This is a genomic window from Cupriavidus alkaliphilus, from assembly GCF_014191175.1.
Lineage (GTDB): Bacteria > Pseudomonadota > Gammaproteobacteria > Burkholderiales > Burkholderiaceae > Cupriavidus > Cupriavidus alkaliphilus.
In genome coordinates, this window is record NZ_JACHWE010000004.1 from 297509 (window position 1) to 319884 (window position 22376).

The 22376-nt window shown below is 68.9% G+C and carries 20 protein-coding genes; 8 read left to right on the forward strand and 12 right to left on the reverse strand.

Annotated features, from left to right (window positions below; genetic code table 11):
* Window positions 1-44 precede the first annotated feature (44 nt).
* The 5 genes from kdsB to FHX60_RS16245 form a co-directional block, all read right to left on the reverse strand.
* Window positions 45-854, reverse strand: a complete 810-nt coding sequence (gene kdsB, locus FHX60_RS16225) for a 3-deoxy-manno-octulosonate cytidylyltransferase (RefSeq protein ID WP_112773666.1) — start codon at window positions 852-854, stop codon at window positions 45-47.
* Window positions 855-865: 11 nt separating this feature from the next.
* A complete protein-coding gene (locus FHX60_RS16230) occupies window positions 866-1069 on the reverse strand; it encodes a Trm112 family protein (protein WP_012351886.1) in 204 nt (67 codons plus the stop codon).
* Window positions 1050-2153, reverse strand: coding sequence for a tetraacyldisaccharide 4'-kinase (lpxK, locus tag FHX60_RS16235; protein ID WP_092307907.1), 1104 nt, complete (start codon window positions 2151-2153; stop codon window positions 1050-1052). The genes FHX60_RS16230 and lpxK overlap by 20 nt, the downstream gene beginning before the upstream one ends.
* Window positions 2154-2307: 154 nt before the next feature.
* Complete coding sequence (locus FHX60_RS16240) at window positions 2308-2733, reverse strand: ExbD/TolR family protein (RefSeq protein ID WP_092307908.1); 426 nt, start codon at window positions 2731-2733, stop codon at window positions 2308-2310.
* A gap of 23 nt (window positions 2734-2756) precedes the next feature.
* On the reverse strand, window positions 2757-3377 hold the full coding sequence (locus FHX60_RS16245; protein WP_026164567.1) for a MotA/TolQ/ExbB proton channel family protein: 621 nt from the start codon (window positions 3375-3377) through the stop codon (window positions 2757-2759).
* A gap of 1083 nt (window positions 3378-4460) precedes the next feature.
* Between FHX60_RS16245 and xseA the strand changes: the two genes are divergently transcribed.
* From xseA to FHX60_RS16270, 5 genes are all read left to right on the forward strand, one after another.
* Entirely contained in the window at window positions 4461-5846 is a 1386-nt protein-coding gene (gene xseA, locus FHX60_RS16250) for an exodeoxyribonuclease VII large subunit (RefSeq protein ID WP_183283913.1), read from the forward strand.
* A gap of 200 nt (window positions 5847-6046) precedes the next feature.
* Window positions 6047-6628: a superoxide dismutase [Fe] gene (gene sodB / locus FHX60_RS16255; protein WP_012351891.1), complete on the forward strand. Its 582-nt coding sequence runs from the start codon at window positions 6047-6049 to the stop codon at window positions 6626-6628.
* 463 nt (window positions 6629-7091) lie between these two features.
* Window positions 7092-8186, forward strand: coding sequence for a porin (locus FHX60_RS16260; protein WP_112773663.1), 1095 nt, complete (start codon window positions 7092-7094; stop codon window positions 8184-8186).
* Between the two features lie 53 nt (window positions 8187-8239).
* The gene (locus tag FHX60_RS16265; protein ID WP_112773662.1) at window positions 8240-9220 is read left to right on the forward strand and encodes a tripartite tricarboxylate transporter substrate binding protein; all 981 of its coding nucleotides are present in this window, start codon (window positions 8240-8242) and stop codon (window positions 9218-9220) included.
* A 93-nt stretch (window positions 9221-9313) separates the two neighbouring features.
* Window positions 9314-10993, forward strand: coding sequence for an amidohydrolase (locus FHX60_RS16270; protein WP_260163941.1), 1680 nt, complete (start codon window positions 9314-9316; stop codon window positions 10991-10993).
* A 922-nt stretch (window positions 10994-11915) separates the two neighbouring features.
* Here the strand turns inward: FHX60_RS16270 and FHX60_RS16275 are convergent.
* Window positions 11916-12863: a LysR family transcriptional regulator gene (locus FHX60_RS16275; protein ID WP_183283915.1), complete on the reverse strand. Its 948-nt coding sequence runs from the start codon at window positions 12861-12863 to the stop codon at window positions 11916-11918.
* 75 nt (window positions 12864-12938) lie between these two features.
* Window positions 12939-13952 (reverse strand): LacI family DNA-binding transcriptional regulator, encoded by a 1014-nt coding sequence (locus FHX60_RS16280; protein ID WP_112773659.1) that lies wholly within the window; start codon window positions 13950-13952, stop codon window positions 12939-12941.
* Between the two features lie 212 nt (window positions 13953-14164).
* Here FHX60_RS16280 and FHX60_RS16285 point away from each other — a divergent pair, with 212 nt between their 5' ends.
* Window positions 14165-15106, forward strand: coding sequence for a zinc-binding dehydrogenase (locus FHX60_RS16285; RefSeq protein ID WP_183283916.1), 942 nt, complete (start codon window positions 14165-14167; stop codon window positions 15104-15106).
* Between the two features lie 13 nt (window positions 15107-15119).
* Here FHX60_RS16285 and FHX60_RS16290 read toward each other — a convergent pair whose 3' ends face one another.
* Entirely contained in the window at window positions 15120-15503 is a 384-nt protein-coding gene (locus FHX60_RS16290) for a hypothetical protein (RefSeq protein ID WP_092307923.1), read from the reverse strand.
* A gap of 258 nt (window positions 15504-15761) precedes the next feature.
* On the opposite strand from FHX60_RS16290, the gene FHX60_RS16295 reads away from it, so the two are divergent.
* A complete protein-coding gene (locus tag FHX60_RS16295; protein WP_183283917.1) occupies window positions 15762-16043 on the forward strand; it encodes a hypothetical protein in 282 nt (93 codons plus the stop codon).
* A 4-nt stretch (window positions 16044-16047) separates the two neighbouring features.
* On the opposite strand, the gene FHX60_RS16300 is transcribed toward FHX60_RS16295, so the two are convergent.
* Window positions 16048-16656 carry a UdgX family uracil-DNA binding protein gene (locus FHX60_RS16300; protein WP_183283918.1) on the reverse strand — a complete coding sequence of 203 codons (609 nt, stop codon included), beginning with the start codon at window positions 16654-16656 and terminating at the stop codon, window positions 16048-16050.
* Between the two features lie 191 nt (window positions 16657-16847).
* On the opposite strand from FHX60_RS16300, the gene FHX60_RS16305 reads away from it, so the two are divergent.
* A complete protein-coding gene (locus tag FHX60_RS16305) occupies window positions 16848-19556 on the forward strand; it encodes an ABC transporter transmembrane domain-containing protein (protein ID WP_112773655.1) in 2709 nt (902 codons plus the stop codon).
* Window positions 19557-19586: 30 nt separating this feature from the next.
* Here the strand turns inward: FHX60_RS16305 and FHX60_RS16310 are convergent, their stop codons facing one another.
* From FHX60_RS16310 to FHX60_RS16320, 3 genes are read right to left on the reverse strand one after another with little or no spacing between them, the layout of a single operon-like run.
* Window positions 19587-20495, reverse strand: a complete 909-nt coding sequence (locus tag FHX60_RS16310) for a glycosyltransferase family 2 protein (protein ID WP_183283919.1) — start codon at window positions 20493-20495, stop codon at window positions 19587-19589.
* 15 nt (window positions 20496-20510) lie between these two features.
* Window positions 20511-21296: a PIG-L family deacetylase gene (locus FHX60_RS16315; RefSeq protein WP_183283920.1), complete on the reverse strand. Its 786-nt coding sequence runs from the start codon at window positions 21294-21296 to the stop codon at window positions 20511-20513.
* Between the two features lie 27 nt (window positions 21297-21323).
* Complete coding sequence (locus FHX60_RS16320) at window positions 21324-22352, reverse strand: UDP-glucuronic acid decarboxylase family protein (protein ID WP_183283921.1); 1029 nt, start codon at window positions 22350-22352, stop codon at window positions 21324-21326.
* Between the last annotated feature and the right edge of the window lie 24 nt (window positions 22353-22376).

The following is a 22376-nucleotide window of genomic DNA, read 5'->3' on the forward strand; positions in this document are numbered from 1 at the left end:
ATGGTGGCCCGGCCGGTGCCGGCGCAAACGCCGGGGGATGGCGCTCAGGGCCCTTCCTGCGCCATCGACTGCGCCCACAGCGCGCGCACCCGCTCGAGGTCGGCCTGGGTGTCGACGCCGGGCGCGGGCGCGGCGGCGGTCTGCATCACGGCGATGCGCTCGCCGTGCCACATGGCGCGCAGCTGCTCCAGCGCCTCGGCCTGCTCCAGCGGTGCCGCGGCCAGCGTCGGGAAGCGGCGCAGGAATCCGGCGCGATAGGCGTACAGGCCGATATGGCGCAGCACCGGCATGTCCGGCAGGGGCACCCGGGCCGACGCGGCGGGCATGGACGGCACGCCGGACCATGCGTCGCGCGCCCACGGAATCGGCGCGCGCGAGAAATACAGCGCGCGCCCGGCGGCGTCGCACACCACCTTGACCACGTTGGGATTGAACACCTCGGCGCTGTCGTGCAGCGGATGGGCCGCGGTGGCGATGGCGCAATCCGCGTGGTGCGCCAGGTGCAGCGCGACTTCGTCGATCAGCGCCGGCTCGATCAGCGGCTCGTCGCCCTGCACGTTGACGACGATGGCGTCATCGGCCAGGCCCAGGTGCGCGGCGACCTCGGACAGGCGGTCGGTGCCGGACGGGTGGTCGGCGCGGGTCAGCACGGCTTCGATGCCATGCGCGGCGCAGGCCTGCGCCACCGCGGGCGCGTCGGTGGCGACCACGGTGCGCTGCGCCGACGACGCGTGCGCGCGCTCGGCCACGCGCACCACCATCGGGCGCCCGCCGATATCGGCCAGGGGCTTGTCGGGCAGGCGGGTCGAAGCCAGTCGCGCGGGAATGACGACGGTAAATGCGGGGAGGGTCATGGCCGCGCTGCTCAGTTGCCTGCAGGCGCGTCCGGCTCGATGACGCGGCCCGGCACCGACTGGCGGGCCTCGTCGGCCAGCATCACGGGGATGCCGTCGCGGATCGGGTAGGCCAGCTTGTCGGCGTGGCAGATCAGCTCCTGCGCGGCGCGGTCGTATTCCAGCTTGCCCTTGCATAGCGGGCAGACCAGGATTTCAAGCAGCCGGTTGTCCATCTCTGTGTTCCTCGTTGCGCCCGGCGGCGCCGCTCGCGGCGGCCGGCGCGGTCGGCGCGGGTTGGATTTGCGCCTGCACGGCGCGGCGGATTTTATCGATCAGGCCCGCATCGATCACGGGCCTGGTAGGCACGACCCAGATGCGCGGGTCGTCGAAGCGCTCGCATTTTACGGCATCCTTCTCGGTGATCAGGATCACGTCGGCATCGAGCGCATCGGGATGGTCGACGAACGGGTCGGCGACGAAGTCATAGTGATCGGGCAGCGGCAGCGTCCTGGGCGCCAGGCCGGCGCCGCGCAGGCTGGCAAAGAAGCGCTCGGGGTTGCCGATGCCGGCGGCGGCCAGCACGCGCCGTCCGGCAAAGGCGCTGAGCGGCCGCGCCATGGTGGGATCGGCAAGCTGCCAGGCGTCATCCAGTTCCAGGCGCATGCCGTACACGCCGGGGCGGTCGGGCGTGGCGCGGAAGTTGGGGTCGTTGATCAGGGTGGCGTCGCGCGGGCGCGAGAGCGGCTCGCGCAGCGGACCCGCCGGCAGCATCAGGCCGTTGCCGCCCATGCGCGCGTCGAACATCACGATCTCGAAATCGCGCTGCAGCTTGTAATGCTGCAGGCCGTCGTCGAGCAGCAGCACGTTGATGCCGGGGTGCGACACCAGCATGGCCTGCGCGCACAGCGCACGGTCGGGGAAGACCCAGACCGGCACGTCGGTGGCGCGCGCGATCAGCAGCGGTTCGTCGCCGACGTCGCCGGCCTGCGAGGTCGGCTTGACCCGGCGCGGGTGCTTAAGCGCCACGCCGTAGCCGCGCGAGACCACGCCGGGCCGCAGCCCGGCCTCGGTCAGCGCATGCGCCAGCGCGATCACCGCGGGGGTCTTGCCGGTGCCACCCACGGTGACGTTGCCGACCACCACCACCGGCATCGGCAGCCGCGTCGACTTGAACCAGCCGCGCTGGTAGCCATGGCGGCGCACCCGCGCGACCAGGCCGAACAGCAGCGAGAACGGCAGCATGACCCACGCGAACCAGCCGCGGCGTTGCCACTGGGCGGTCACGAAGTCGGCAAGGGCATGGCGGGGAACGGGCATGGACGCGGCGGGCGAGAGTCGATGGTCGGGATGCGATTGTAGTGCGCTCGCGGCTTCGCCCCTCGGGGCGGCCCAACCATTATGGGCATTGCCGTGCGCATGGGGCAAGCCCGCCGGCCGCCGGCGAATGCTGGCGCGCAGGCCCGTGCGGGGGTCAGCGCGGCTGCGCGCTCTGCGTGGCGAAGGTCAGGCGCGACAGCCCGGCCAGCCGAGCGGCCTCCAACACATTGACCACGGCCTGGTGCGTCGCCTGTGCGTCGGCATTGACGATCACCACCGGCGGCTGGCCGCCGGCGCCCGCGACGGTGCGCAGCTGGTCGGCCAGGCTGGTGACGTCCTTGTGCTCCATCACCTGCTTGTTGACCGAGTAGACCCCGCGCGCGGACACCGACACCACGATTTCCTGCGGCTGCTGGCGCGCGCGCTCGGCGTCGGCGGTGGGCAGCTGGATCTGCAGCTCGGTAAAGCGCGAGTACGTGGTCGTGATCATCAGGAAAATCAGGATCACGAGCAGCACGTCGATCAGCGGGATCAGGTTGATCTCCGGCTCTTCGCGCCGCTGGCGGGAACGGAAGTGCATGGCGGTCGGGGTGCGTGCGGCGCTCAGGCGCGGCGCTGCGGCAGGATGGCGTCGAGGAACGAGGTGGCGCGGAATTCCAGTTCGGCCACGTAGTCGTCGACGCGGCGGCGGAAGTAGCGCCAGAAGATCAGCGCCGGGATCGCCACGATCAGGCCGAAGGCGGTGTTGTACAGCGCCACCGAGATGCCGTGCGCCAGCTGCTCGGGGCTGGTGCCGGTGCCGCCCTGGCTGCCGAAGATCTCGATCATGCCGATCACCGTGCCCAGCAGCCCCATCAGCGGCGCCACCGAGGCGATCGTGCCGAGCGCGTTCAGGTAGCGCTCGAGCTCGTGCGCGACCACGCGGCCGGCTTCCTCGACCACGTCCTTGGCGGCATCGCGCGAGGTATGCGGCTGCAGCACCACGTGGCGCAGCCCCGCGGCCAGCACGCGCCCCAGCGGTGAATTCTGTTCCAGCGTGTTGACCACTTCCGGCGTGGCGCGGCGCTGCTGCGCGGCCGCCAGCGCCTCTTCATAGAGCTTGGCGGGCAGCACCTTGCTGCGCTTGAGGGACAGGAAGCGTTCGACGATCAGCGCCAGCGCGATGACCGAGGCGAGCAACAGCGGCCAGATCGGCCAGCCGGCCGCTTGAATGATGGAAAACAATTGGACCCCCGGGATCGACAACCGAATTACGAAACCCCAAACCACCAGCCGGCATGCCTTGAGGCGCGTGGGCATGATGCCTTGCTGCGCGCTCCGGCATTGCTCTGAAAAAACAGGCGCCACTCTAACCCGCTGCCTGGCGCGCGGCAAGGGACGACGCACGCCTGTCTCCGGCGCGCATCGTGTCCCTGCCGCGCTGGCTGCCGCTGTCCACAGCCGGCAGGGACAGTGTTGTGGATCGATTGTGGAAAGCTGCCGGACAAGATGGCTAAGCCATTGATCGGAAAGGGTAAAGCAGTCGCTGCTTAAATTTTGTGCAATGACGCTCCGCAGCGGCTGCGGCGCATCCGGCACGTGCCGAGGCGACCTCTGCCACGGGATGAGGGCATGTTTCAGTGCGCAGGCGCACTTTTCGACACGACTTTCCACAATGCAGCGGGACAGTACTGTGGAGGGCTTGTGGAAAGGTGACTGAGAGATTTCATAAGGTGTTGATTTCAAAGGAAGTCCAATCCCCTGCTTAAAAAACAGGCAGACGGGCTTGTTCCGCACGGGCCGGCGCTGTAGCGGGCTGGGGCGGTCAAAAGCGGGGTTTGTCCACAGCGATCAGGGAGAGTACTGTGGATGGCTTGTGGACAAATCCGGGAGAAGATACCCAAGCTTTTGAATATCAAAGGGTTTTTTGGCGCTGCCGAGAAAATGTGCAAATGCAGCAGAAGCGTACCGGGAAGGTGCCGGTTTCAGGTGCCCGTTGGCCGGGCGCAGGGCGAGGCGCTTGGCGCATCCGCTAAGCGGACCAGGCGCCACGCGTACCGACAAAGTGTTTTCCGCGCCGCATTTTATCCAGAGAAGCTGTGGATAACTTTGTGAACAAGCTCTTGGCCGGGCATGTAAGTGGTTGATGCAAAAGAGAAATGGTTATATTGCCTAATTTTTGTTGTATTCATAAACCACATAAGAATCAAAGGCTTGCACGAATCCATGCGGCTTCCAGGGTGGCCGTCGGCCATCAGTGATACCCCCTTGACATTGCAGTTATGCTGTGGACATGTCTGATCCACGCCGCGTGCCCGCGGCTTCGCCATGTCTGACTTGCCGAATTTTTCGCGTGACGCTTCCACCACTACGCCGCGCAGCGGCCGCGAGGTCATCCCCGTCGGCGAACTCAACCACGCGATCGCACGCGTGCTCGAACGCAGTTTCCCGCTCGCCTGGGTACGGGGCGAAATCTCAAACTTCACGCGCGCCGCCAGCGGCCACTGGTATTTCTCGCTGAAGGACGCGCGTGCGCAGATCCGCTGCGTGATGTTCCGCGGGCGCAACCAGCATGTCGACTTCCAGCCGCGCGAGGGCGAGGCGGTCGAAGTGCGCGCCGTGGTCTCGATGTACGAGGCGCGCGGCGAGCTGCAATTGGGGGTCGAGGCCATGCGCCGCGCCGGCCTCGGCAACCTTTATGAAGCCTTCCTGCGGCTCAAGGAAAAGCTGTCGCAAGCGGGGCTGTTCGCGCCGGAGCGCAAGCGCCCGGTGCCGGCGCAGCCGCGCACCATCGGCGTGATCACGTCATTGCAGGCCGCGGCGTTGCGCGATGTGCTGAGCACGCTGCGGCGGCGTGCGCCGCATGTGCCGGTGGTGGTCTATCCGGTGCCGGTGCAGGGCACGGGCGCGGCGCAGAAGATCGCGGACATGCTCGACGCGGCGGCCGCACGCGCCGAATGCGACGTGCTGATCCTGTGCCGCGGCGGCGGCAGCATCGAAGACCTGTGGTCGTTCAATGAAGAGGTGGTGGCGCAGGCGATCGCGCGCTGCACGCTGCCGGTGGTATCCGGCGTCGGCCACGAGACTGATTTCACCATCGCCGATTTTGTCGCCGACGTGCGCGCGCCGACGCCCACCGGCGCGGCCGAGCTGGTCAGCCCGGATCGCGCGCACCTGCTCGCGCAGACGCAGCGCGCGCGCGATGCGCTCAGGCAATGCCTGCGCCGCGGGCTGGACCTGCGCGCGCAACACCTGGACTGGCTGGCGCGGCGCGTGCGCAGCCCGCAGGCACAACTGCAGGAGCGCCGCGCGCAGGTCGACAATCTGGCGCGACATTTGCGTTCGGCATTGCGTGACACCGTGGTGTCGCAGCGCCATCGCCACCAGTTGCTCACGATGCGCTGGCGCGCATGCCGCCCCGACGCCGCCGCGGCCCACGCCGACGTGGCGCGCCTGTGGCAGCGGCTGCAGGCGGCCGCGCTGCGCCAGCACGAGCGCGCGGGCCAGCGCCTGGCGCGCAGCGCCGGCGCGCTCGAGTTGCTGGCGCCGCAACGCACACTCGAACGCGGCTATGCGGTGCTGCTCGACCAGCGCGGACGCGCGCTGCGCGCCCCCGCCGAGATCCGCGCCGGCAGCGTGGTCGAAGCGCACCTGGCCGAAGGCGTGGCCGACCTGGCGATCGCCGGCGTGCAGGCCAAGCTGCCGGAATTCTGAGCCGCCGCGCGGCGCCGGGAACGCCTCCCATTCGCGTGCGGCACAGGCCCGAAAGGCCGCGCCGAAATCTCCCGGAAAGCCGCGCGCGGACAAACTAACATCGGAGCAGGGGGCTTTGCGCCGCGGTTTGCGCGGGTCTTGCAAGTCCCCTACAATCGGCAATTCCGGACCCTACAACCCCAACCCACAGAGACAGAACAATGGAACACAAGCTCCCCCCGCTTCCGTACGCGCATGATGCCCTGGCTCCGCACATCTCCAAGGAGACCCTGGAGTTCCATCATGACAAGCACCACCAGACCTACGTCACCAACCTGAACAACCTCATCAAGGGCACCGAGTTCGAGAACGCGACCCTGGAAGAGATCGTAAAGAAGTCGTCGGGCGGCATCTTCAACAACGCCGCCCAGGTGTGGAACCACACCTTCTACTGGGACTCGCTGAAGCCCAACGGCGGCGGCCAGCCGACCGGCGCACTGGCCGATGCCATCAACGCCAAGTGGGGCTCGTTCGACAAGTTCAAGGAAGAGTTCACCAAGGTTGCCGTCGGCACCTTCGGTTCGGGCTGGGCCTGGCTGGTCAAGAAGGCCGACGGCTCGCTGGACCTGGTGTCGACCTCCAACGCCGCCACGCCGCTGACCACCGACGCCAAGCCGCTGCTGACCTGCGACGTGTGGGAGCACGCCTACTACATCGACTACCGCAATGCCCGCCCGAAGTACGTCGAGGCATTCTGGAATGTCGTGAACTGGGACTTCGCCGGCAAGAACTTCGCTGGCTGATCCACGGATCGTCCGCACCGCAGAAATCAAAAAAGGGCCGCCAGGCCCTTTTTTGTTGCCCTCCGATTCCGCACTTCGCGCACGCTTCGCGCACTTCCCGCATTGCCTGTGTTCACGGCGTCCCATGGCTGGAACACAGCGACACACCAGCGCCCACTACCGGGTCCCGCGCCCGCGCCCTAAGCTGCGGATGTCCATGCCAGCAGGATCCGCCATCACGATAACAAATCGATATGGTGACCAAAAGAAAATGCGAATGGACGCTGCGATACCCGATTTCTAGAATCCCCTCACGCTGCATCGCCGCGTACATCCGCCGCATGAGATAGCGCAATCAAGAATCCAGAAATTGCTGATGCCGTAGTCCGGGCAGGGGTTGCTGCTGCCTGCGATTTCGTGCACGGGGCGGGGCAGGCATCCCCGTATCGATTCGGACAGGCGCAAGACAGACACTGGAGACAACATGAAGAACCCCCTTGCGGGCGCCACCTTTGCGGCGCTCGCGGCCTGCTGCACCGTCGCTTCGGCGCAGAACCACGCCACGCTGTATGGCCGGCTGAATACGTCGATGGAATATTCGGATGCGTCGACGGCGACCGACGGCACCAGGCTGGACGGCACCGGCCGCCTCACCAACAACCGCTCGGTGTTCGGCATGCGCGGCGAGGAAGCGCTGGTGGGCAGCCTCAAGGCGATCTGGCAGATCGAAAGCAATATCTCGCTGGATACGGGCAGTGGGCAACTGGCCAGCCGCAATACCCGCCTTGGACTGGCCGGCTCAGCCGGCAGCTTTTTCATGGGCAACTGGACCACGCCCTACCTGGAAGCCACGTCTTCCTACGACCCGTTCTATCCGACCACCGCGGGCTACATGGCGCTGATCGGCAATGGCTCGACCCCGACTTCCGACAACATCCAGGACACCAGCGCCTTCGACCGCCGTCAGAAGAACAGCCTGCACTACCGCAGCCCGAAGTGGAACGGCTTCAGCGGCGGCGTGACCTGGGGCGTCAATGAAGAGCGCGCCACGGTGCCGCGCAACCCCAGCCTGTGGTCGTTCGCCGGCGCCTATGACAACGGCCCGCTGAACGTGGTGCTGGCCTACGAGCGCCACAACAACTACCAGGCCGCGGGCCGCGACGACGAAGGCATGAAGATCGGCCTGTCGTACCAGTTCCCGACCACCAGGGTGTCCGCCATCTACGAGCGGCTGCACTACCGCACCGCCACCGGCGACCTCAAGCGCGATGCCTACTACGCCTCGGTGGTGCAGAAGCTGTGGACTGGCAGCCTGCGTGCGGGCGTCGGCTTTGCCGGCAACGGCCGCGGCAGTGCCACCGAGACCGTCGGCTTCTTCCGCAGCGGTCCGGATACCGGCGCGGTGCAGGCCACGCTTGGCTACGAATACCCGCTGTCGAAGCGCACCTCGGTGTTCGGCTTCTACAGCCGCATCTTCAACAAGAAGAACGCGACCTACGACTTTGCCATCAATGAGCTGGGCATTTCCGCCGGCGCCGATCCGCAGACCTTTGCACTGGGCATGCGCCACGTGTTCTGAACGCGCTGCGCCTCAGGCCATTATCAAGATCCCCAGGATCCAGGAGACCCCACATGAAATTCCGCCACATGCTGCACGCGGCGCTGGCCGCCGCACTGTGCCTGCCGCTGCTGCCGGGCGCGGCGCACGCCGACACCTATCCCGACAAGCCGATCCGCATGGTGGTGCCGTTTGCCGCCGGCAGCGCCACCGACCTGCTCGCGCGCATCGTCAGCGCCGAGATGAGCGCCTCGTCGAACATGCAGATCGTCGTCGACAACCGGCCCGGCGCCGGCGGCACCATCGGCACCGCGGTGGTGGCCAAGGCGCCCGCTGACGGCTACACGCTGCTGCTGACGTCCGCCGGCCATGCCGTCAATCCCACGCTCTATCCGAAGCTGCCGTACGACACCACGCGCGACCTGAAGGGCATCTCGACCGTGGCGACCATGCCCTACCTGCTGGTGGTCAGCGCCTCAAGCCCGTACCGCACGCTCAAGGACCTGCTGGCCGCCGCGCGCGCCAGGCCGGATTCGGTCACCTACAGCTCGGCGGGCAGCGGCAGTTCGTCGCACCTGAGCGGCGAGCTGTTCGACGTGACCGCGGGCGTGCAGACCCGGCATATCCCGTACAAGGGCGCGCCGGCCGCGATCACCGACGTGATCAGCGGACGCGTCGACATGTTCTTCGCCCCGTCGATCACCGCGCTGCAGTTCGTCAAGGACGGCAAGCTGCGCATCCTGGGCGTGGCCACGGCGGCGCGGGTGCCGTCGCTGCCGGACGTGCCCACCATTGCCGAGGCGGGGGTGCCGGGCTATGTGTTCGATGCCTGGTTCGGCGTGCTGGCGCCGGCGGGCACGCCCAAGGACATCGTGGCACGCCTGAACACGGCGATGCAGCAGGCGCTGGGCGCGCCGGCGACGCGCGACAAGCTGATGGCGCAAGGCGCCGAGGCCAAGCCATCGACCCCGGCCGCGTTCGACAGGCTGATCGCCGCCGACATCGCCAAGCTCGAGCCCATCGTCAAGCGCTCGGGCGCGCAGCCTGGCCAGTAACGCGGGGACGCTGGCGCCCGCTCTCCGGGCGCCGCTTCCACTGACACACGGAACACCGTTATGCGATGCATTGCACGGGCCCTGGCGCATGCCATGGCGGTTGGTTGCCTGATGGCGGCCTGGGGAACACCGGCGCAGGCCGCCGCCGCGCATGCGGACCGGATCCTGGTCAACGGCACGGTGCTCACCATGGACGCCGCCGACACGGTGGCGCAGGCCATTGCCATCCGCGGCGAGCGCATCGTCGCAGTAGGCGCCAACCCGCAGATCCGCCGCCTGGCCGGTCCGGCTACCGAGGTGATCGACCTGCGCGGGCGCACCGTGATTCCCGGGCTGATCGACACTCATATCCACGCCATCCGCGGCGGCCAGAGCTATGCCTTCGAGACCTACTGGTACGAAGGCGAAACCACCAGCCTGGCCGCCGGGCTGGCGCAGCTGCGGCAGACCGCGCAGGCGCGCGGCCCGGGCAAGTGGGTGGCCGTGACCGGTTCGTGGCACCCCGACCAGTTCACCGAGAAACGCGCACCGACCCCGGCTGAGCTGACGGCGCTGCTGCCCGACAATCCGGCCTACGTGCAGTACCTGTACGACTACGCGCTGGTCAACGCCAAGGCGATCGAGGTGCTCGGGCTCGACCAGCCCGACGCGCTGCCGCCCGGCATCCGCATGGAGCGCGACAGCGAAGGCCGTCTCACCGGCCGGATCTTCGGCGCGATCCGGCCGCTGTCGGCACTGTTCGGGCGCATCCTGGCGCAGAGCCAGGTCGATGCCAAGGCCAGCCTGCAGGCCTTCTTCGGCCGGCTGAACAGCCTCGGTGTCACCGCGCTGATCGACCCGACCGCGGGTCCGGGCGCTGCGTACGATCCGCTGTTCGCACTGTGGCGCGAAGACCGGTTGTCGGTGCGGGTCGGCTATCGCATCCCGACCCTGGTCGCGGGCAACGAGGCCGAGTGGTTCCGCAACACGCTGGCCTACCTGCCGCCGCGCATGGGCGACAGCAGGCTGCGTTTCCTCGGGCCGGGCGAGATGCTGGTGCATGGCATGGACGACGGCGTCACCATGGGCCCCGGCTTCCGCCCCGCGGCGAAGGATCGCGAGGAGCTGCTCAAGGTTGCCACCTTTGCCGCCAGCCGCGGCTATCCGGTGGAGATCCACGCTTATACCGACGATGCCGCCAACGCGATCCTCGATGTCTTCGAGGAAGTGGCAAGACACCATGACCTGGGCAAGCTGCGCTGGGCCATGGCCCACCTGAACACCGGCAAGCCAGAGACCTTCCGGCGCATGAAGGCGCTAGGGCTGGCTTACACGGTGCAGATGGGGCCGTACTTCGAGGCCGGCGCCATCGGCCATGCCAATGGCCATCATGTGGCCGAGGCCGCGCCGCCGGTGCGGCTGGCCCTGCAGCACGGGCTGAAGGTGGCAGGGGGCACGGATGCCACGCGCATCGGTATCCCTGGCGTCTGGCGTGCGCTGGAGTTCCATGTCGGGGGCTATTCGATTGGCAGGGAGGTTCGGCGTCATGCAGATTTCCGGCTTTCGCGGCTGGAGGCGTTGCGGCTTTACACCGCCAATGCGGCGTGGATTTCGTTCGACGAGGGGTCGCGTGGCACGCTGGAGGCTGGGAAGTTGGCTGACTTAGCGGTGCTGGACAAGCCTTACTTGACCGTGCCGGTGGAGGATATTCACCGTATTCGGTCGGTCTTGACGATGGTCGATGGGAAGGTGGTGCATAGCGATGGCGGCTTCGCTTCGCTCAAGATGCGATAGTTTGGCGGCGCCGCAGGGCAGGGGACGGGAGGTGCATGTCGCACCGATGATCGTCAAATGCGGACGCGTTTAGTGACATGCTGTTGGCCTTTGACCCGCGTGGTTCCGCCCTGCTGGGCGGGTCACTTTTTGGCCGAGCGCCAAAAAGTAACCAAAAAACGCGTCGCCTAAGCGGCTGGCTAAGGCGGTGTTGGTGGTTCCGGCGGCGGTGACTTGCGGTCAGGCGATTGGTGGTTCGACCCTGCTGACGCTACCTGGAGGTGCCTGGCGTTCGAGGTCGGATGGACGAACCCGACTTTAGGTCGGTGGCAGCCTGCTAACGGCGTTATTGGTGGGACGCCTTCGGCTGCGCTGCGCGCGCTCCCTATCTCAGGTCGTGGGCTCGGGCACGGAGTGCGTCGCTGCGCTCGCACGCGCTGTTGCGGCGCGTACGCGGGCAAGCGTGGCGACACGTCCCTCCGGAGGTCCCCGGCGCGGAAGCGAAAGCGAACCGTGCGAAAGCGCCAAGCGAGCGCAGCGACGCGTTCCGTGCCAGGGCCGACGCCCTTCGATACTGACGGCGCAGCAGCCGTAGGCGTTCCTACGACAAGGCCCGCAGCAGGCGGCCACCGAGCGCTCTGGGCTCGTTCAATCACCACTCCAACGCCCCTGCCACCGTCGCGCACCACCGCGGCAGGCAGTCTAGCTATGTGAGGAAGCCCAGCCCCGTACGAAAACGCCCGGGCACACTACGATAAGACATGCCGCCCGCAGGGCAGTAAACGCGCTTTTTGGTTACTTTTTGGCGCTCGGCCAAAAAGTGACCCGCCCAGGAGGGCGGAACCATACGGTTCAAAAGCCGACAGCATGTCACCAACAGCGACTACCCCAAAAAAACGCCAACAACGGCCGAAGAAGTAGGCCACCGAATCAACCGCGCCCACTAAGAGCCACCATCCCCCATCTCCCCCAACAACCTGCTATGAGGCCATTTCCCCTCCACCGTTAACGCCGTAGCAACCCCCCTCAACGTCTCCATCACAGCAAGCGAAGCCCGCGACGGCGGCCGCGCGGCCGCATAGCCGATCATCCGTTGCAGCTCGAGCCCACGAATCGGTACGGCCTGCAGCCGCTGCGCCTGCAGTTCATCCCGTATCGCCGCGGCAAAATGCACCGTCCACCCGAACCCGCGCGCCACCAGACGCCTGGCCACCTCGATCGATTCAACTTCCATCGTGACCTGCAGCTCCAGCCCCTGGCGCGCCGCCAGCGCTTCCAGCGCCAGCCGCACGCCCGACTTGGGCACCCCGGTCAAAATCATTGGCAGGCCCCGCAGCTGTTCGATGTCCACCGGCCCATCCCCAAGCGCCGCATCGCCCCACGGGCCGATCGCGCACAGGCTCTCCGCCACCAGCGGCACCACCGAGACCCCGGGGCTCGACACCGGCCCGCTCAGCAGCGCGACGTCGAGCGTGCCTTGCAGCAGCGCATCCTGTAGCGCGGGAGCAAAGTTCTCCACCAGGCGCAGCCGGATCTCCGGATACTGCTCGCGCAACGCCTCGGCCAGCGGGATGAACAGCAGCGGCGCCAAAGCGGGCGTCAGCCCCAGCGCCACCAGCCCGCGCGGCGAGGCAGCGAGGTCGGCGATGTCCACCTTGACCTGGTCGGCATAGCGCAGCAGGAACGACGCGCGGTCCAGCAGCACCAGTCCCTCGGGCGTCGGCGTGGCGCCGCGCACGTGGCGCTCCAGCAGCCGCACGCCCAGCTCTTCCTCGAGCAGCCGGATCTGGCGGCTGAGCGCGGGCTGCGCGATATGCAGCGCAGCCGAGGCGCGGCCGAAGTGCTGCAGCGTGGCCAGCACCTTGAAGTAGCGAAGTTGTCGAAGGTCCATGGCCGGTGCTTCCGTGATTTGTGCAATCGATTGCACAAAATTTTAAAAAAAAGCGGGCGCTTTCAGCCGCCCGCTTTACACAGGTTGTGTCGAGGCCCGCACTACCAGCTCTGGCGCCAGCAGGGTCCGCGCCGTGGTGGCGATGCTGCCGTCCAGCGCGCCCAGCATCAACGCGGCGGCACGCGTGCCCATCTCGTAGAACGGCACACGGATGGTGGTCAGCGCCGGGGCCACCGCATGCATCAGCAGCATGTCGTTGTGCCCCACCACCGACAGGTCGGACGGGCAGCTGCCGCCGGCGGCGCGCACGGCCGCATAGCAGCCCAGCGCCAGGAAATCATTGGCTGCCACCACCGCGGTGACGCGCCGGCGCTGCGCCAGCAGTTGCGCGCACGCGGCCTGGCCCGCGGCTTCCGTGTAGGCGGGCGCCCGCACCACCGGGCAATGCGACACGGACAGGCCCAGGTCGGCCACCGCCTGCAGGAAGCCCGCTTCGCGTTCATGGCCGGTCGACAGGCTGGACGGGCCGGCGATATGCCCGATGCGCCGGTGGCCCAGCGCGTGCAGGTGGCCGACGGCAAGCGCCATCGCCTGGCGGTGGTCGCCGACGATGCTGGATACACGCCCGGCATCGTCGCTGCGGTTCACCATCACCAGCGGCACGCCCTGCGCCAGGCAATGGTCCACCACCGGGTCGTTGCGCTCGGCGGTGGCCAGGATCAGGCCGTCGACCTGCCGCGCCAGCAGCTGGTCGACGATAAAGGTCTGGCGCGCCTTGTCACCGCCGGCATTGGCAACGATCGGGATATAGCGGTGCCGGGACAAGGCGTTTTCAATGCCGAGCACGATCGGCGGAAACACCGGGCTGCCGATGTCCGGCACCACCACGCCGATGGTGCCGGAGCGCCGCGTGCGCAGCGCCGCGGCAATGCGGTTGGGCGAGTAGTGCAGGTCCTGCGCCGCCTTCAGCACGCGCGCGACCAGTTCGTCGCCGATGCGGTGGCGGGTCTGCGGGTTGAGCACGCGCGACACGGTTGACGGATGCACGTCGAGCGCTTCGGCAATCTGCTTGATGGTGGGCTTGCTCATCGCTATGTGCTACGTGCGGCAGGCGCCGCGCCATACCGCCTGGTTATGGAGATACCGACAAAAAGTGGATTGGACGCTGGCCATGGGCGCTTCCTAGAATCGGCCCCGATGCGCGCCGCCTTGCCCTTGTCGTGCAATCGATTGCATTGTAATCTGCCCGACGCGGTCATGCCAAGCCGTGGCCGGCCGGGCCCCAGCAGAAGGAGACGGAGATGAAAGCAGCGGTTTCGCTGGCCGGCCAGGCGCCGGTGTACCAGGAATTCGACGAGCCGGCCGCAGGGCCGGGCAAGATGGTGGTCGAGGTCGCGGCGGCGGCGCTGACGCGGCTGGACATGGCGATTGCCGAAGGACGCCACTACCTCAAGCCGGGCGCGGGCCGCTTCGTGGTGGGGCGCGAGGGCGTGGGGCGCCTCGCCGATGGCCGGCGCGTCTACTTCAACGTCAATGCGCCGCACGCACCGTACGGTTCGATGGCGCAGCGCGCGCTGGTGGACCCGGCACTCACCTTCGCGGTGCCTGACGGCATCGACGACGCGCGCGCGGCCGCGCTGGGCAACGCCGGCCTGGCGGCATGGCTGCCACTGTCGTGGCGCGCACGCATGCAGCCGGGAGAGACCGTGCTGGTGCTGGGGGCGACCGGCGTTTCAGGGCTGCTGGCCGTGGCCGCGGCAAAGCTGCTGGGCGCCGGCCGCGTCATCGCCGCCGGCCGCGACGTGCACGCGCTGCAGCGTGCGCGCCGGCTGGGCGCCGACGCGGTGGTCCCGCTCGACCAGCCCGGCGACCTGCTCGACGCCTATCGCAATGCGGCCGACGGCAGCGTCGATATCGTGCTGGACTACCTGTGCGGCGCGCCCGCCGAGGCCGCGCTGCTGGCGCTCCGCCACGGCGGCCGGCTGGTCCATATCGGCACCACGGTCGCGCCGACCATCACCTTTGCCGGCGCCGCCGCGCGCCAGGCGTGCTTCGACATCATGGGCTTCGCCTACTACCACGCGCCCATCGCGGCGCAGGCACAGGCCTACGCCGAACTGTGCCGGCATACCGCCGCCGGGCGCATGGAGATCGATATCGTCGCCGAGCCGCTGGAAGCGGTCGGGCGCGTGTGGGCGGCGCAGGCCAGGGGCGCGCGCCAGCGCTTCGTGCTCGTGCCCTGAAGGCGCGTCGGGATCAACGCCCCTTGGCGTCCGGCACGCGGGTCTGGTCGATCGAGGCGCCGCCGCTGCCCGTGCGCGGCTTGCCGTGCAGGCCGTCGCGGTCGGCCTTGCCGGCGCTTTCCGAGGCCGGCTTGGGCTTGTCGCGCCCGGGCAGGCCGCCCGCGGTGTGCGGCTCCTTCGGGACGTCGCCGAGATCCTTGGCGAGGCCGCCGGGATTGGTCGGGGTGGCGCCCGGCGTACTGCCCGGCGTGGTGCTGGCACCGGGGGGCGGAATCGTCTGGCTGCCCTTGGGGCCTTTGTCGGTGCGCACGCCGGTATCGGCCGGCTGCGCGAGCGCCGCGCCTGCAAACGCGGATAGCAGCACGAGCGCTGCGGCATGGGGGATGGTGGATCGCATCGGGATTCTCCTGGTAAAGGTAAACAAGCGCAGACTGGTGGTACGGGAAAAGCATTTGCCGGGCCAACCTGCGCGCTGCCGCGCACGGCGCGGCGGCTGACCGGCGCAAAGCACTTTCTACAAGCGCCGGCGGTTGTTACAAGCATGCGTGGCCGCGGGGCAGCCGGATGCCGGCGTAGCGTGCGGGAAGGGGTGGGAACGGAAGTTGCGCGCTTGCGGTGTTGGCCGGCACTTGTCGCCGGCATTACCGGAGGCGTTATGAAGCACAGCAAGCACGACACCTCGAACAACCCTTCGCTCGACAAGCGCCAGGGGCTGGATGACCGTGAGCTGAAGGAAAACGCTGCGGAAAACCAGCGCGCCCGCGAACGCGCCCGCGCGGACTGGGAGAATGCCGCGTCACACCGCAAGCAGGAGCCGAAACGTCCCGGGAGCGGGCAGTCCGGCAAGGGCGAAATCCCGCCCGGCGTCGGTTCGCGTGACCTGCACGATCCCGGCAGCCGCGATCCCGACGCACCGCCGACCGTGAACCGGTCCTGACCGGTCAGGCATGCGCGCCGCGCGCCAGCCGCGCGGCGGCGCGCAGGCTGCGCACGATGCGGTCGAAGGCCGCGGTACGCGCTTCGTCGCTGCGCTGGCGCAGGGCAAAGGAGGGGTGGTAGGTGGCGATGACCAGCCGCCCCTCATGCTCCACCGGTGTCTCCATCATGCCCGCGAGCGTCACGCTCTTGCGGCCCAGCACCGCGCGCGCCGCGGTGGCGCCGAGCGCTACCACCACCGTCGGGTGCACTTTCTCCAGCTCCCGCTCCAGCCACAGGTTGCAGGCCTCGATCTCCTGCTGCGCCGGCGATTTGTGCAGCCGGCGCTTGCCGCGCCACTCGAACTTGAAATGCTTGACCGCGTTGGTCATGAAGAGCTTGTCGCGGTCCAGGCCCGCGGCCTGCAGCGCTTCATCCAGCAAGTGCCCGGCCGGCCCGACAAAGGGCGAGCCTTGCAGGTCTTCCTGCGAACCGGGCTGCTCGCCCACCAGCATGATGCGCGCGTGGGCCGCGCCGGCGCCGGGCACGCCCTGGGTGGCGTTGCGCCACAACGGGCAGCGCCGGCATTCGTTCAGTTCGCCGCGGCTGACAGGCGGCTTGTTGCGCTCGGGCATGGCGGATGACGGTGGTGCAGCGCGCACCGGCGCTGCAGCCGATCCGCTGCAGGTTTCGCGCCATGGCGCGGCGTTGCGATCGGTATGGAATTTGCCTCCTCCCGAATTTGCTCCTCCCAACTCCGCGCGCCGGCCACGCCACCGCGCGCCTTGCCGTGCCGCACCGAACGACTGACGCCTGAACCGCGCGCATGCCCCAGACCATCCGTCCCGCCTCGCGCCGCCGCATCGCCGCCGAACTGTTCCGCGCGATCTGGCGCTTCCGCGCCCGCGTGCTGATCGCGGTGTCGCTGCTGCTGCTGGCCAAGGCGTGCGCGGTGGCGGTGCCGCTGCTGCTCAAGCTGGTGGTCGATGAAGTCACGCCGGCCGCGGCCGGCACCGATGCCGCGCGCCTGGGGCTGGTGGCGATGCCGGTGTTCCTGGTGCTGGCCTATGCCATCCTGCGGCTGCTCGGCAACGCCTTCAGCGAGCTGCGCGACGTGGTCTTTGCCTACGTGACGCAGAGCACGGTGGCGGGCTTCATGGAACGCGCCTTCGCGCACCTGCATGCGCTGGGCGCGCGCTTCCACGCGCAGCGCGCCACCGGCAGCGTGATCCGCGACCTGGAGAAGGGCACCGCGGCGATCGGCTTCCTGCTGGGCGTGGCGGTCTTCACCATCGTGCCCACGCTGATGGAGATCGTGTCGGTGCTGGCGATCATGATCGGCGCCTATGGCGCGGCGTTCGCCGCCATCATCCTGGGCGTGTTCGTGCTGTACGCCGGCTTTACCTATGTCTTCACGCAGCGGCGCATGCGCGTGCAGCGCCAGGTCAATGCGGTCGAGGCCACCACCAACAGCAAGGTGGTGGACAGCCTGCTCAACTACGACACCGTCAAGTTCTTCGCGCGCGAGTCGTTCGAGACCCGGCGGCTGTCCGAGATGCTGCAGCGCTGGATCGGCATCAGCGTGGAAAACCAGTATGCGCTGTCGGCCCTGCATATCGGGCAGAGCCTGTGCATCGCGGTGGGGGTCGGCGCGGTGATGCTGCTGGCCACGCAGCGGGTGATCCAGGGCTCGCTGTCGGTGGGCGACCTGGTGCTGATCAATGCCTACATCATCCAGGTGGTGCTGCCGCTCAATACGCTCGGCTTTATCTTCCGCGAGTCGAACGATGCCATGACCAACGTCGAGCGGTTGTTCGCACTGCTCGACGCGCATGGCAAGCCCGGCGAGGACAGTGACGCGCCGGCCGCGCGCCCGCTGCGCGTGAGCCGCGGCGAGATCGTGTTCGACCGCGTCAACTTCAGCTATGACCCCAGCCACCAGACCCTGTGGGACGTCAGCTTCCGCGCCGGCGCCGGCCAGACCGTGGCGGTGGTGGGCGGCAGCGGCTCGGGCAAGTCGACGCTGGCGCGCCTGCTGTTCCGGCTGTACCAGCCCGACAGCGGCAGCATCAGCATCGACGGCCAGGACCTGCGCCTGGTGACCCAGCGCAGCCTGCGCGAACTGATCGGCATCGTGCCGCAGGACACCATCCTGTTCAACGACACCATTGCCTACAACATCGGCTACGGGCGCGAAGGCGCCACCCGCGCCGACATCGTCGCCGCGGCGCGCGCGGCTCAGCTCGACGCCTTCATCGACCGCCTGCCCGACGGCTACGAAACCCAGGTGGGCGAGCGCGGCGTGCGCCTGTCGGGCGGCGAGCGCCAGCGCGTGGCGATTGCGCGCGCGATGCTGAAGCGCCCGCCCATCGTGGTCTTCGACGAGGCCACCTCGGCGCTGGACACGCGCTCGGAGCGCGCGATCCAGCACGAGCTGTCCGAGGTCGCGCGCGGGCGCACCGCGCTGATCATCGCGCACCGGCTCTCGACCATCGTCGATGCCGACCGCATCCTGGTGATGGAGCATGGCCGCATCGTCGAAGACGGCAACCACGCCACGCTGCTGGAGCGCGGCGGCATCTACACCCAGATGTGGCAGTTGCAGCAGCAGCAGCGGGAGCTGGAGCGCGCCGAACGGCGCCTGGCGCTGCAGCCGGTGCGCCTGGAGATCCTGCTGGCCAGCGTGGTCGACGGGCTGCGCGAGCTGATCGCCGAGCGCCATATCAACCTGTTCACGGTGCAGAGCGAGTCGGAGCTGCGCGTCACCGGCGATCCGGGCGTGCTGCAGAAGGCGATCTGGGAGCTGTGCCAGCACATGATCGCCACCATCGAGCCGGGCGGGCGGCTGGAACTGCGGCTCGAGCGGCTGGACGGCCAGGCCGGCCTGCGGCTGTCCGCCACGCCGGGCGAACTGCCGTTGCCGGATGCGCAGGGCCTGCACGAATGGCTGGCCGAGCACGGCGTCACGCTGAGCGCCGACGGACCCGCGCACGCTTACCAGCTGCTGATGCCGATGCGCGCCGTGCAGGAGCCTGAGCCGCGCCGCGCGCCCGCCGCCGCGCCAGGCGCCGGACCCGTGCCCGCGCCCGAGGCCCCGGATGCGCAGGCGCTCAAGGGCCTGCGCGTGCTGCTGCTGGACGACGACGAGCCCACGCGCGAGGTGCTGAGCGCCTCGCTGGAAGACTACGGCGCCCACGCCATCGCGCAGCAGCGCGGCGACGACGTGATCGCGCTGCTGGCCGGCACGCATCCGGGGCAATGGCCGCAGGTGCTGCTGTGCGACCTCGCACTCGACGAGGAAGACGGCTACACCGTGCTGCGCCGGGTGCGGCGGCTCGAGGCGCAGATGCAGGTGCCGCTGGGCAAGCGCATGACCGCGATCGCGCTGTCCGGGCACGCCGAGCCGCAGGACCGCATGCGCGCGCTGATGGCGGGGTTCCAGCTGCACCTGTCCAAGCCGGTGCGGGTGGGCGAGCTGGTGGCGGCGATCCGTTCGCTGGCGGTGCGCTCGACGCAGGACGAGCAGGAAGCGTAGCGCGGCCACCTTGACCGCAGCGGCCGCGCCTCAGGCGCGCGGCTCGCGCAGCCGGCGGCGCAGCTTCAGCACTTCCGCGGGGATCACGCGCCGCTCCTGCCATATCCATGGCATGCCGCCGAGCACCTCGGCCAGGCCGCGCCATCCCTGGCAGCGCCACAGCTGCGGCAATGCCGCCGCGGTCTCGCCCAGCGCCACATGCCAGGGCAGCCGCAGCCATGCGGACCAGATCGCATTGCGCGCCAGCAGCGAGCGGCGCTGCGCGGGATTGCGCAGCGGGCTGGGATGGTGGTGCACCACAAGCTGCGGCGCGTACACCAGCTGCCAGCCATGCGCGGCCAGGTCCAGCGCCAGCAGCGTTTCCTCGCCGCCGAGGAAGAAGCGCGGATGGTAGCCGCCGGCCTGGCGGAAGGCATCGGTGCGGAACGCGGTGGCGCCCGCCATCAGGCCCAGGATAGCGCGGCCCGGCAGCATTGCCGAGGGCAGCGGGCTGGCGGCCATGCGCGTGCAGGTGGGGTCTTCGCCGCGGTGCTCGCCCACCAGGATGCGCGCCGTCAGCGCGGCGACGCGCGGATGGCGCTCGAACATGGCGCAGGCCGCCGACAGCGATCCGGGGGCCCACCAGCAGTCGTCGTCGCAGAAGGCGACGTAGCGGGTGCGGGCCCAGTCCGCGCCCAGGTTGCGGCCGGCGGCACCGAGGTTGCGCGCGCTGCGCAGCAGCGCGGCGTGCGGGAATTCGCTGCGCACCATGGCGTCGGTGCCGTCGTCCGAGGCGTTGTCGACCACGGCGATGGGCGGGCGCTCCGGCAGCGCGCTCAGGCGCGCCAGCGCGGTGCGCACCGAATCGCGCCGGTTGTGCGTCAGCACCACCACGCTGATGTCGCAAGGACGGGCGCGCGGGGACAGGCGGGCAGGGGAAGCGGTGGCTGGTATCGGCATGGGGATTGGCATGGCTCAGGCAGGGCCGGCGCCGGCCGGCTGCAGCATCCAGTAGCGCTCGGGCGCGCACAGGTCGCACAGCCGGTCTTCGCTGAACAGCTGCAGCTGGCTCTGGTAGGCGTTGAGCGCGTAGCTCTTCTGCGTCAGGTACTGCGCCACCGGCAAATTCACGGGCGTGGCGAGCAGACCGCTGTCCCGGCATTGCACCAGCCGCTGCTGCAGCAGGCCGGGCATGCGGCGGTAGATCGCGTCCTCGTAAAAGAGCCACTGCACGGGCGGCGGTGCGGCTGTTGGTGCGACGGTCGGTGCGGCGGTCGGTGCGGCGGCAAGCGGCGCGCTCCAGGCCGGGCCATGCGCGTGCGCGGCCAGCATCAGCAGCCGGCAGGCGTCATGCACCAGCGCATGGTCGGAATGGAACAGTCCCAGCGGTGCCACCACCACGCCCTCGGTCTGCGTCAGCAGCACGGTGCGCAGGGCGTCGGCAAGCTGTCGGGCGGTGTAGCGGCGCCCATACTGGCTGTCCCAGAAATCCAGCCACACCGCGTGCGCGCCTAGCATGGTCAGCGCGTGGTTGTCCTCGCGCCGGCGCGACAGCACCGCCTGCTCGGCGCTGGCGAAGCCGGCGGCCTGGTCCCAGTCCGGTGCTGGCATGTCCGCCGGCGGCACGCCCGCGAACACGGTCACCACGCGCGCCGCGCGCGCGGCCGCGATCAGCCCGCCGCAGCTGAACACGGCATCGTCCAGGTGCGGCGAGATCACGGTCACCGCGGCGGCGAGATCGACCACCATCGCCGTGCCCATGCCGCCCCCTCGCGCTACGGCACGCCGTCAACTGAGCGCGGCACGCGCTTCGCGCGCGGTGGCCGACACCGGCACCACGTTGCCCGGCGCCCCTTCGGCATGCGCCTGCGCGGCGCGCCGCGCGGCAAAGTAGTCGACGGTGCGGCGCAGGCCGTCTTCCAGCGCGGTGTGGGGCTCCCAGCCCAGCAGCTGGCGCGCCAGCGAGATGTCGGGGCAGCGCTGGTGCGGGTCGTCGGCCGGCAGCGGGCGCATCTCGATGCGCGACTGCGAGCCGGTGGCGCGCAGCACCGCCTGCGCGATCTCGAGCATGGTGGTCTCGCGCGGGTTGCCCAGGTTGACCGGCGTGCCGCTGGCGGGGGCTTCCATCAGCCGGATCAGCGCGTCGACCATGTCGTCGACATAGCAGAAGGCACGCGTCTGTGAGCCGTCCCCGTAAACCGTCAGCGGCTGCCCGGCCAGTGCCTGGGTGATGAAGTTCGAGACCACGCGGCCGTCGGCCGGGTGCATGCGCGGACCGTAGGTGTTGAAGATGCGCGCGATGCGCACGTCCAGCCCATGCTGGCGGTGGTAGTCCATGAACAGGGTCTCGGCGCAGCGCTTGCCTTCGTCGTAGCAGGAGCGGATGCCCACCGGATTGACGTGGCCCCAGTACGCTTCCTGCTGCGGATGATGCTCGGGGTCGCCATAGACTTCGCTGGTGGAGGCCTGCAGGATGCGCGCCCTGAGCCGCTTGGCCAGTCCCAGCATGTTGATGGCGCCGTTGACGCTGGTCTTGGTGGTCTGCACCGGGTCGTGCTGGTAGTGCACCGGCGATGCCGGGCACGCGAGGTTGTAGATTTCGTCGACTTCCACATACAGCGGGAAGGTGACATCGTGCCGCAGCAGCTCGAAATTGGTCCGGCCCAGCAGGTGCGCGATGTTCTCCTTGGTGCCCGTGTAGAAGTTGTCCACGCACAGCACGTCCTGCCCGGCGCGCACCAGCCGCTCGCACAGGTGCGAGCCGAGGAATCCCGCGCCGCCGGTGACCAGGATGCGCTTGCGATCGCTTTCCTTCATTTCCGCTCTCCTTGGATTGCTTGC

What these genes read in the sequence shown, in the direction of transcription:
- kdsB (WP_112773666.1), bottom strand. Translation starts at nt 854, where the DNA reads ATGACCCTCCCCGCATTTACCGTCGTCATTCCCGCGCGACTGGCTTCG.
- FHX60_RS16230 (WP_012351886.1), bottom strand. Translation starts at nt 1,069, where the DNA reads ATGGACAACCGGCTGCTTGAAATCCTGGTCTGCCCGCTATGCAAGGGC.
- lpxK (WP_092307907.1), bottom strand. Translation starts at nt 2,153, where the DNA reads ATGCCCGTTCCCCGCCATGCCCTTGCCGACTTCGTGACCGCCCAGTGG.
- FHX60_RS16240 (WP_092307908.1), bottom strand. Translation starts at nt 2,733, where the DNA reads ATGCACTTCCGTTCCCGCCAGCGGCGCGAAGAGCCGGAGATCAACCTG.
- xseA (WP_183283913.1), top strand. Translation starts at nt 4,461, where the DNA reads ATGTCTGACTTGCCGAATTTTTCGCGTGACGCTTCCACCACTACGCCG.
- sodB (WP_012351891.1), top strand. Translation starts at nt 6,047, where the DNA reads ATGGAACACAAGCTCCCCCCGCTTCCGTACGCGCATGATGCCCTGGCT.
- FHX60_RS16260 (WP_112773663.1), top strand. Translation starts at nt 7,092, where the DNA reads ATGAAGAACCCCCTTGCGGGCGCCACCTTTGCGGCGCTCGCGGCCTGC.
- FHX60_RS16265 (WP_112773662.1), top strand. Translation starts at nt 8,240, where the DNA reads ATGAAATTCCGCCACATGCTGCACGCGGCGCTGGCCGCCGCACTGTGC.
- FHX60_RS16270 (WP_260163941.1), top strand. Translation starts at nt 9,314, where the DNA reads ATGGCGGTTGGTTGCCTGATGGCGGCCTGGGGAACACCGGCGCAGGCC.
- FHX60_RS16275 (WP_183283915.1), bottom strand. Translation starts at nt 12,863, where the DNA reads ATGGACCTTCGACAACTTCGCTACTTCAAGGTGCTGGCCACGCTGCAG.
- FHX60_RS16280 (WP_112773659.1), bottom strand. Translation starts at nt 13,952, where the DNA reads ATGAGCAAGCCCACCATCAAGCAGATTGCCGAAGCGCTCGACGTGCAT.
- FHX60_RS16285 (WP_183283916.1), top strand. Translation starts at nt 14,165, where the DNA reads ATGAAAGCAGCGGTTTCGCTGGCCGGCCAGGCGCCGGTGTACCAGGAA.
- FHX60_RS16290 (WP_092307923.1), bottom strand. Translation starts at nt 15,503, where the DNA reads ATGCGATCCACCATCCCCCATGCCGCAGCGCTCGTGCTGCTATCCGCG.
- FHX60_RS16295 (WP_183283917.1), top strand. Translation starts at nt 15,762, where the DNA reads ATGAAGCACAGCAAGCACGACACCTCGAACAACCCTTCGCTCGACAAG.
- FHX60_RS16300 (WP_183283918.1), bottom strand. Translation starts at nt 16,656, where the DNA reads ATGCCCGAGCGCAACAAGCCGCCTGTCAGCCGCGGCGAACTGAACGAA.
- FHX60_RS16305 (WP_112773655.1), top strand. Translation starts at nt 16,848, where the DNA reads ATGCCCCAGACCATCCGTCCCGCCTCGCGCCGCCGCATCGCCGCCGAA.
- FHX60_RS16310 (WP_183283919.1), bottom strand. Translation starts at nt 20,495, where the DNA reads ATGCCGATACCAGCCACCGCTTCCCCTGCCCGCCTGTCCCCGCGCGCC.
- FHX60_RS16315 (WP_183283920.1), bottom strand. Translation starts at nt 21,296, where the DNA reads ATGGGCACGGCGATGGTGGTCGATCTCGCCGCCGCGGTGACCGTGATC.
- FHX60_RS16320 (WP_183283921.1), bottom strand. Translation starts at nt 22,352, where the DNA reads ATGAAGGAAAGCGATCGCAAGCGCATCCTGGTCACCGGCGGCGCGGGA.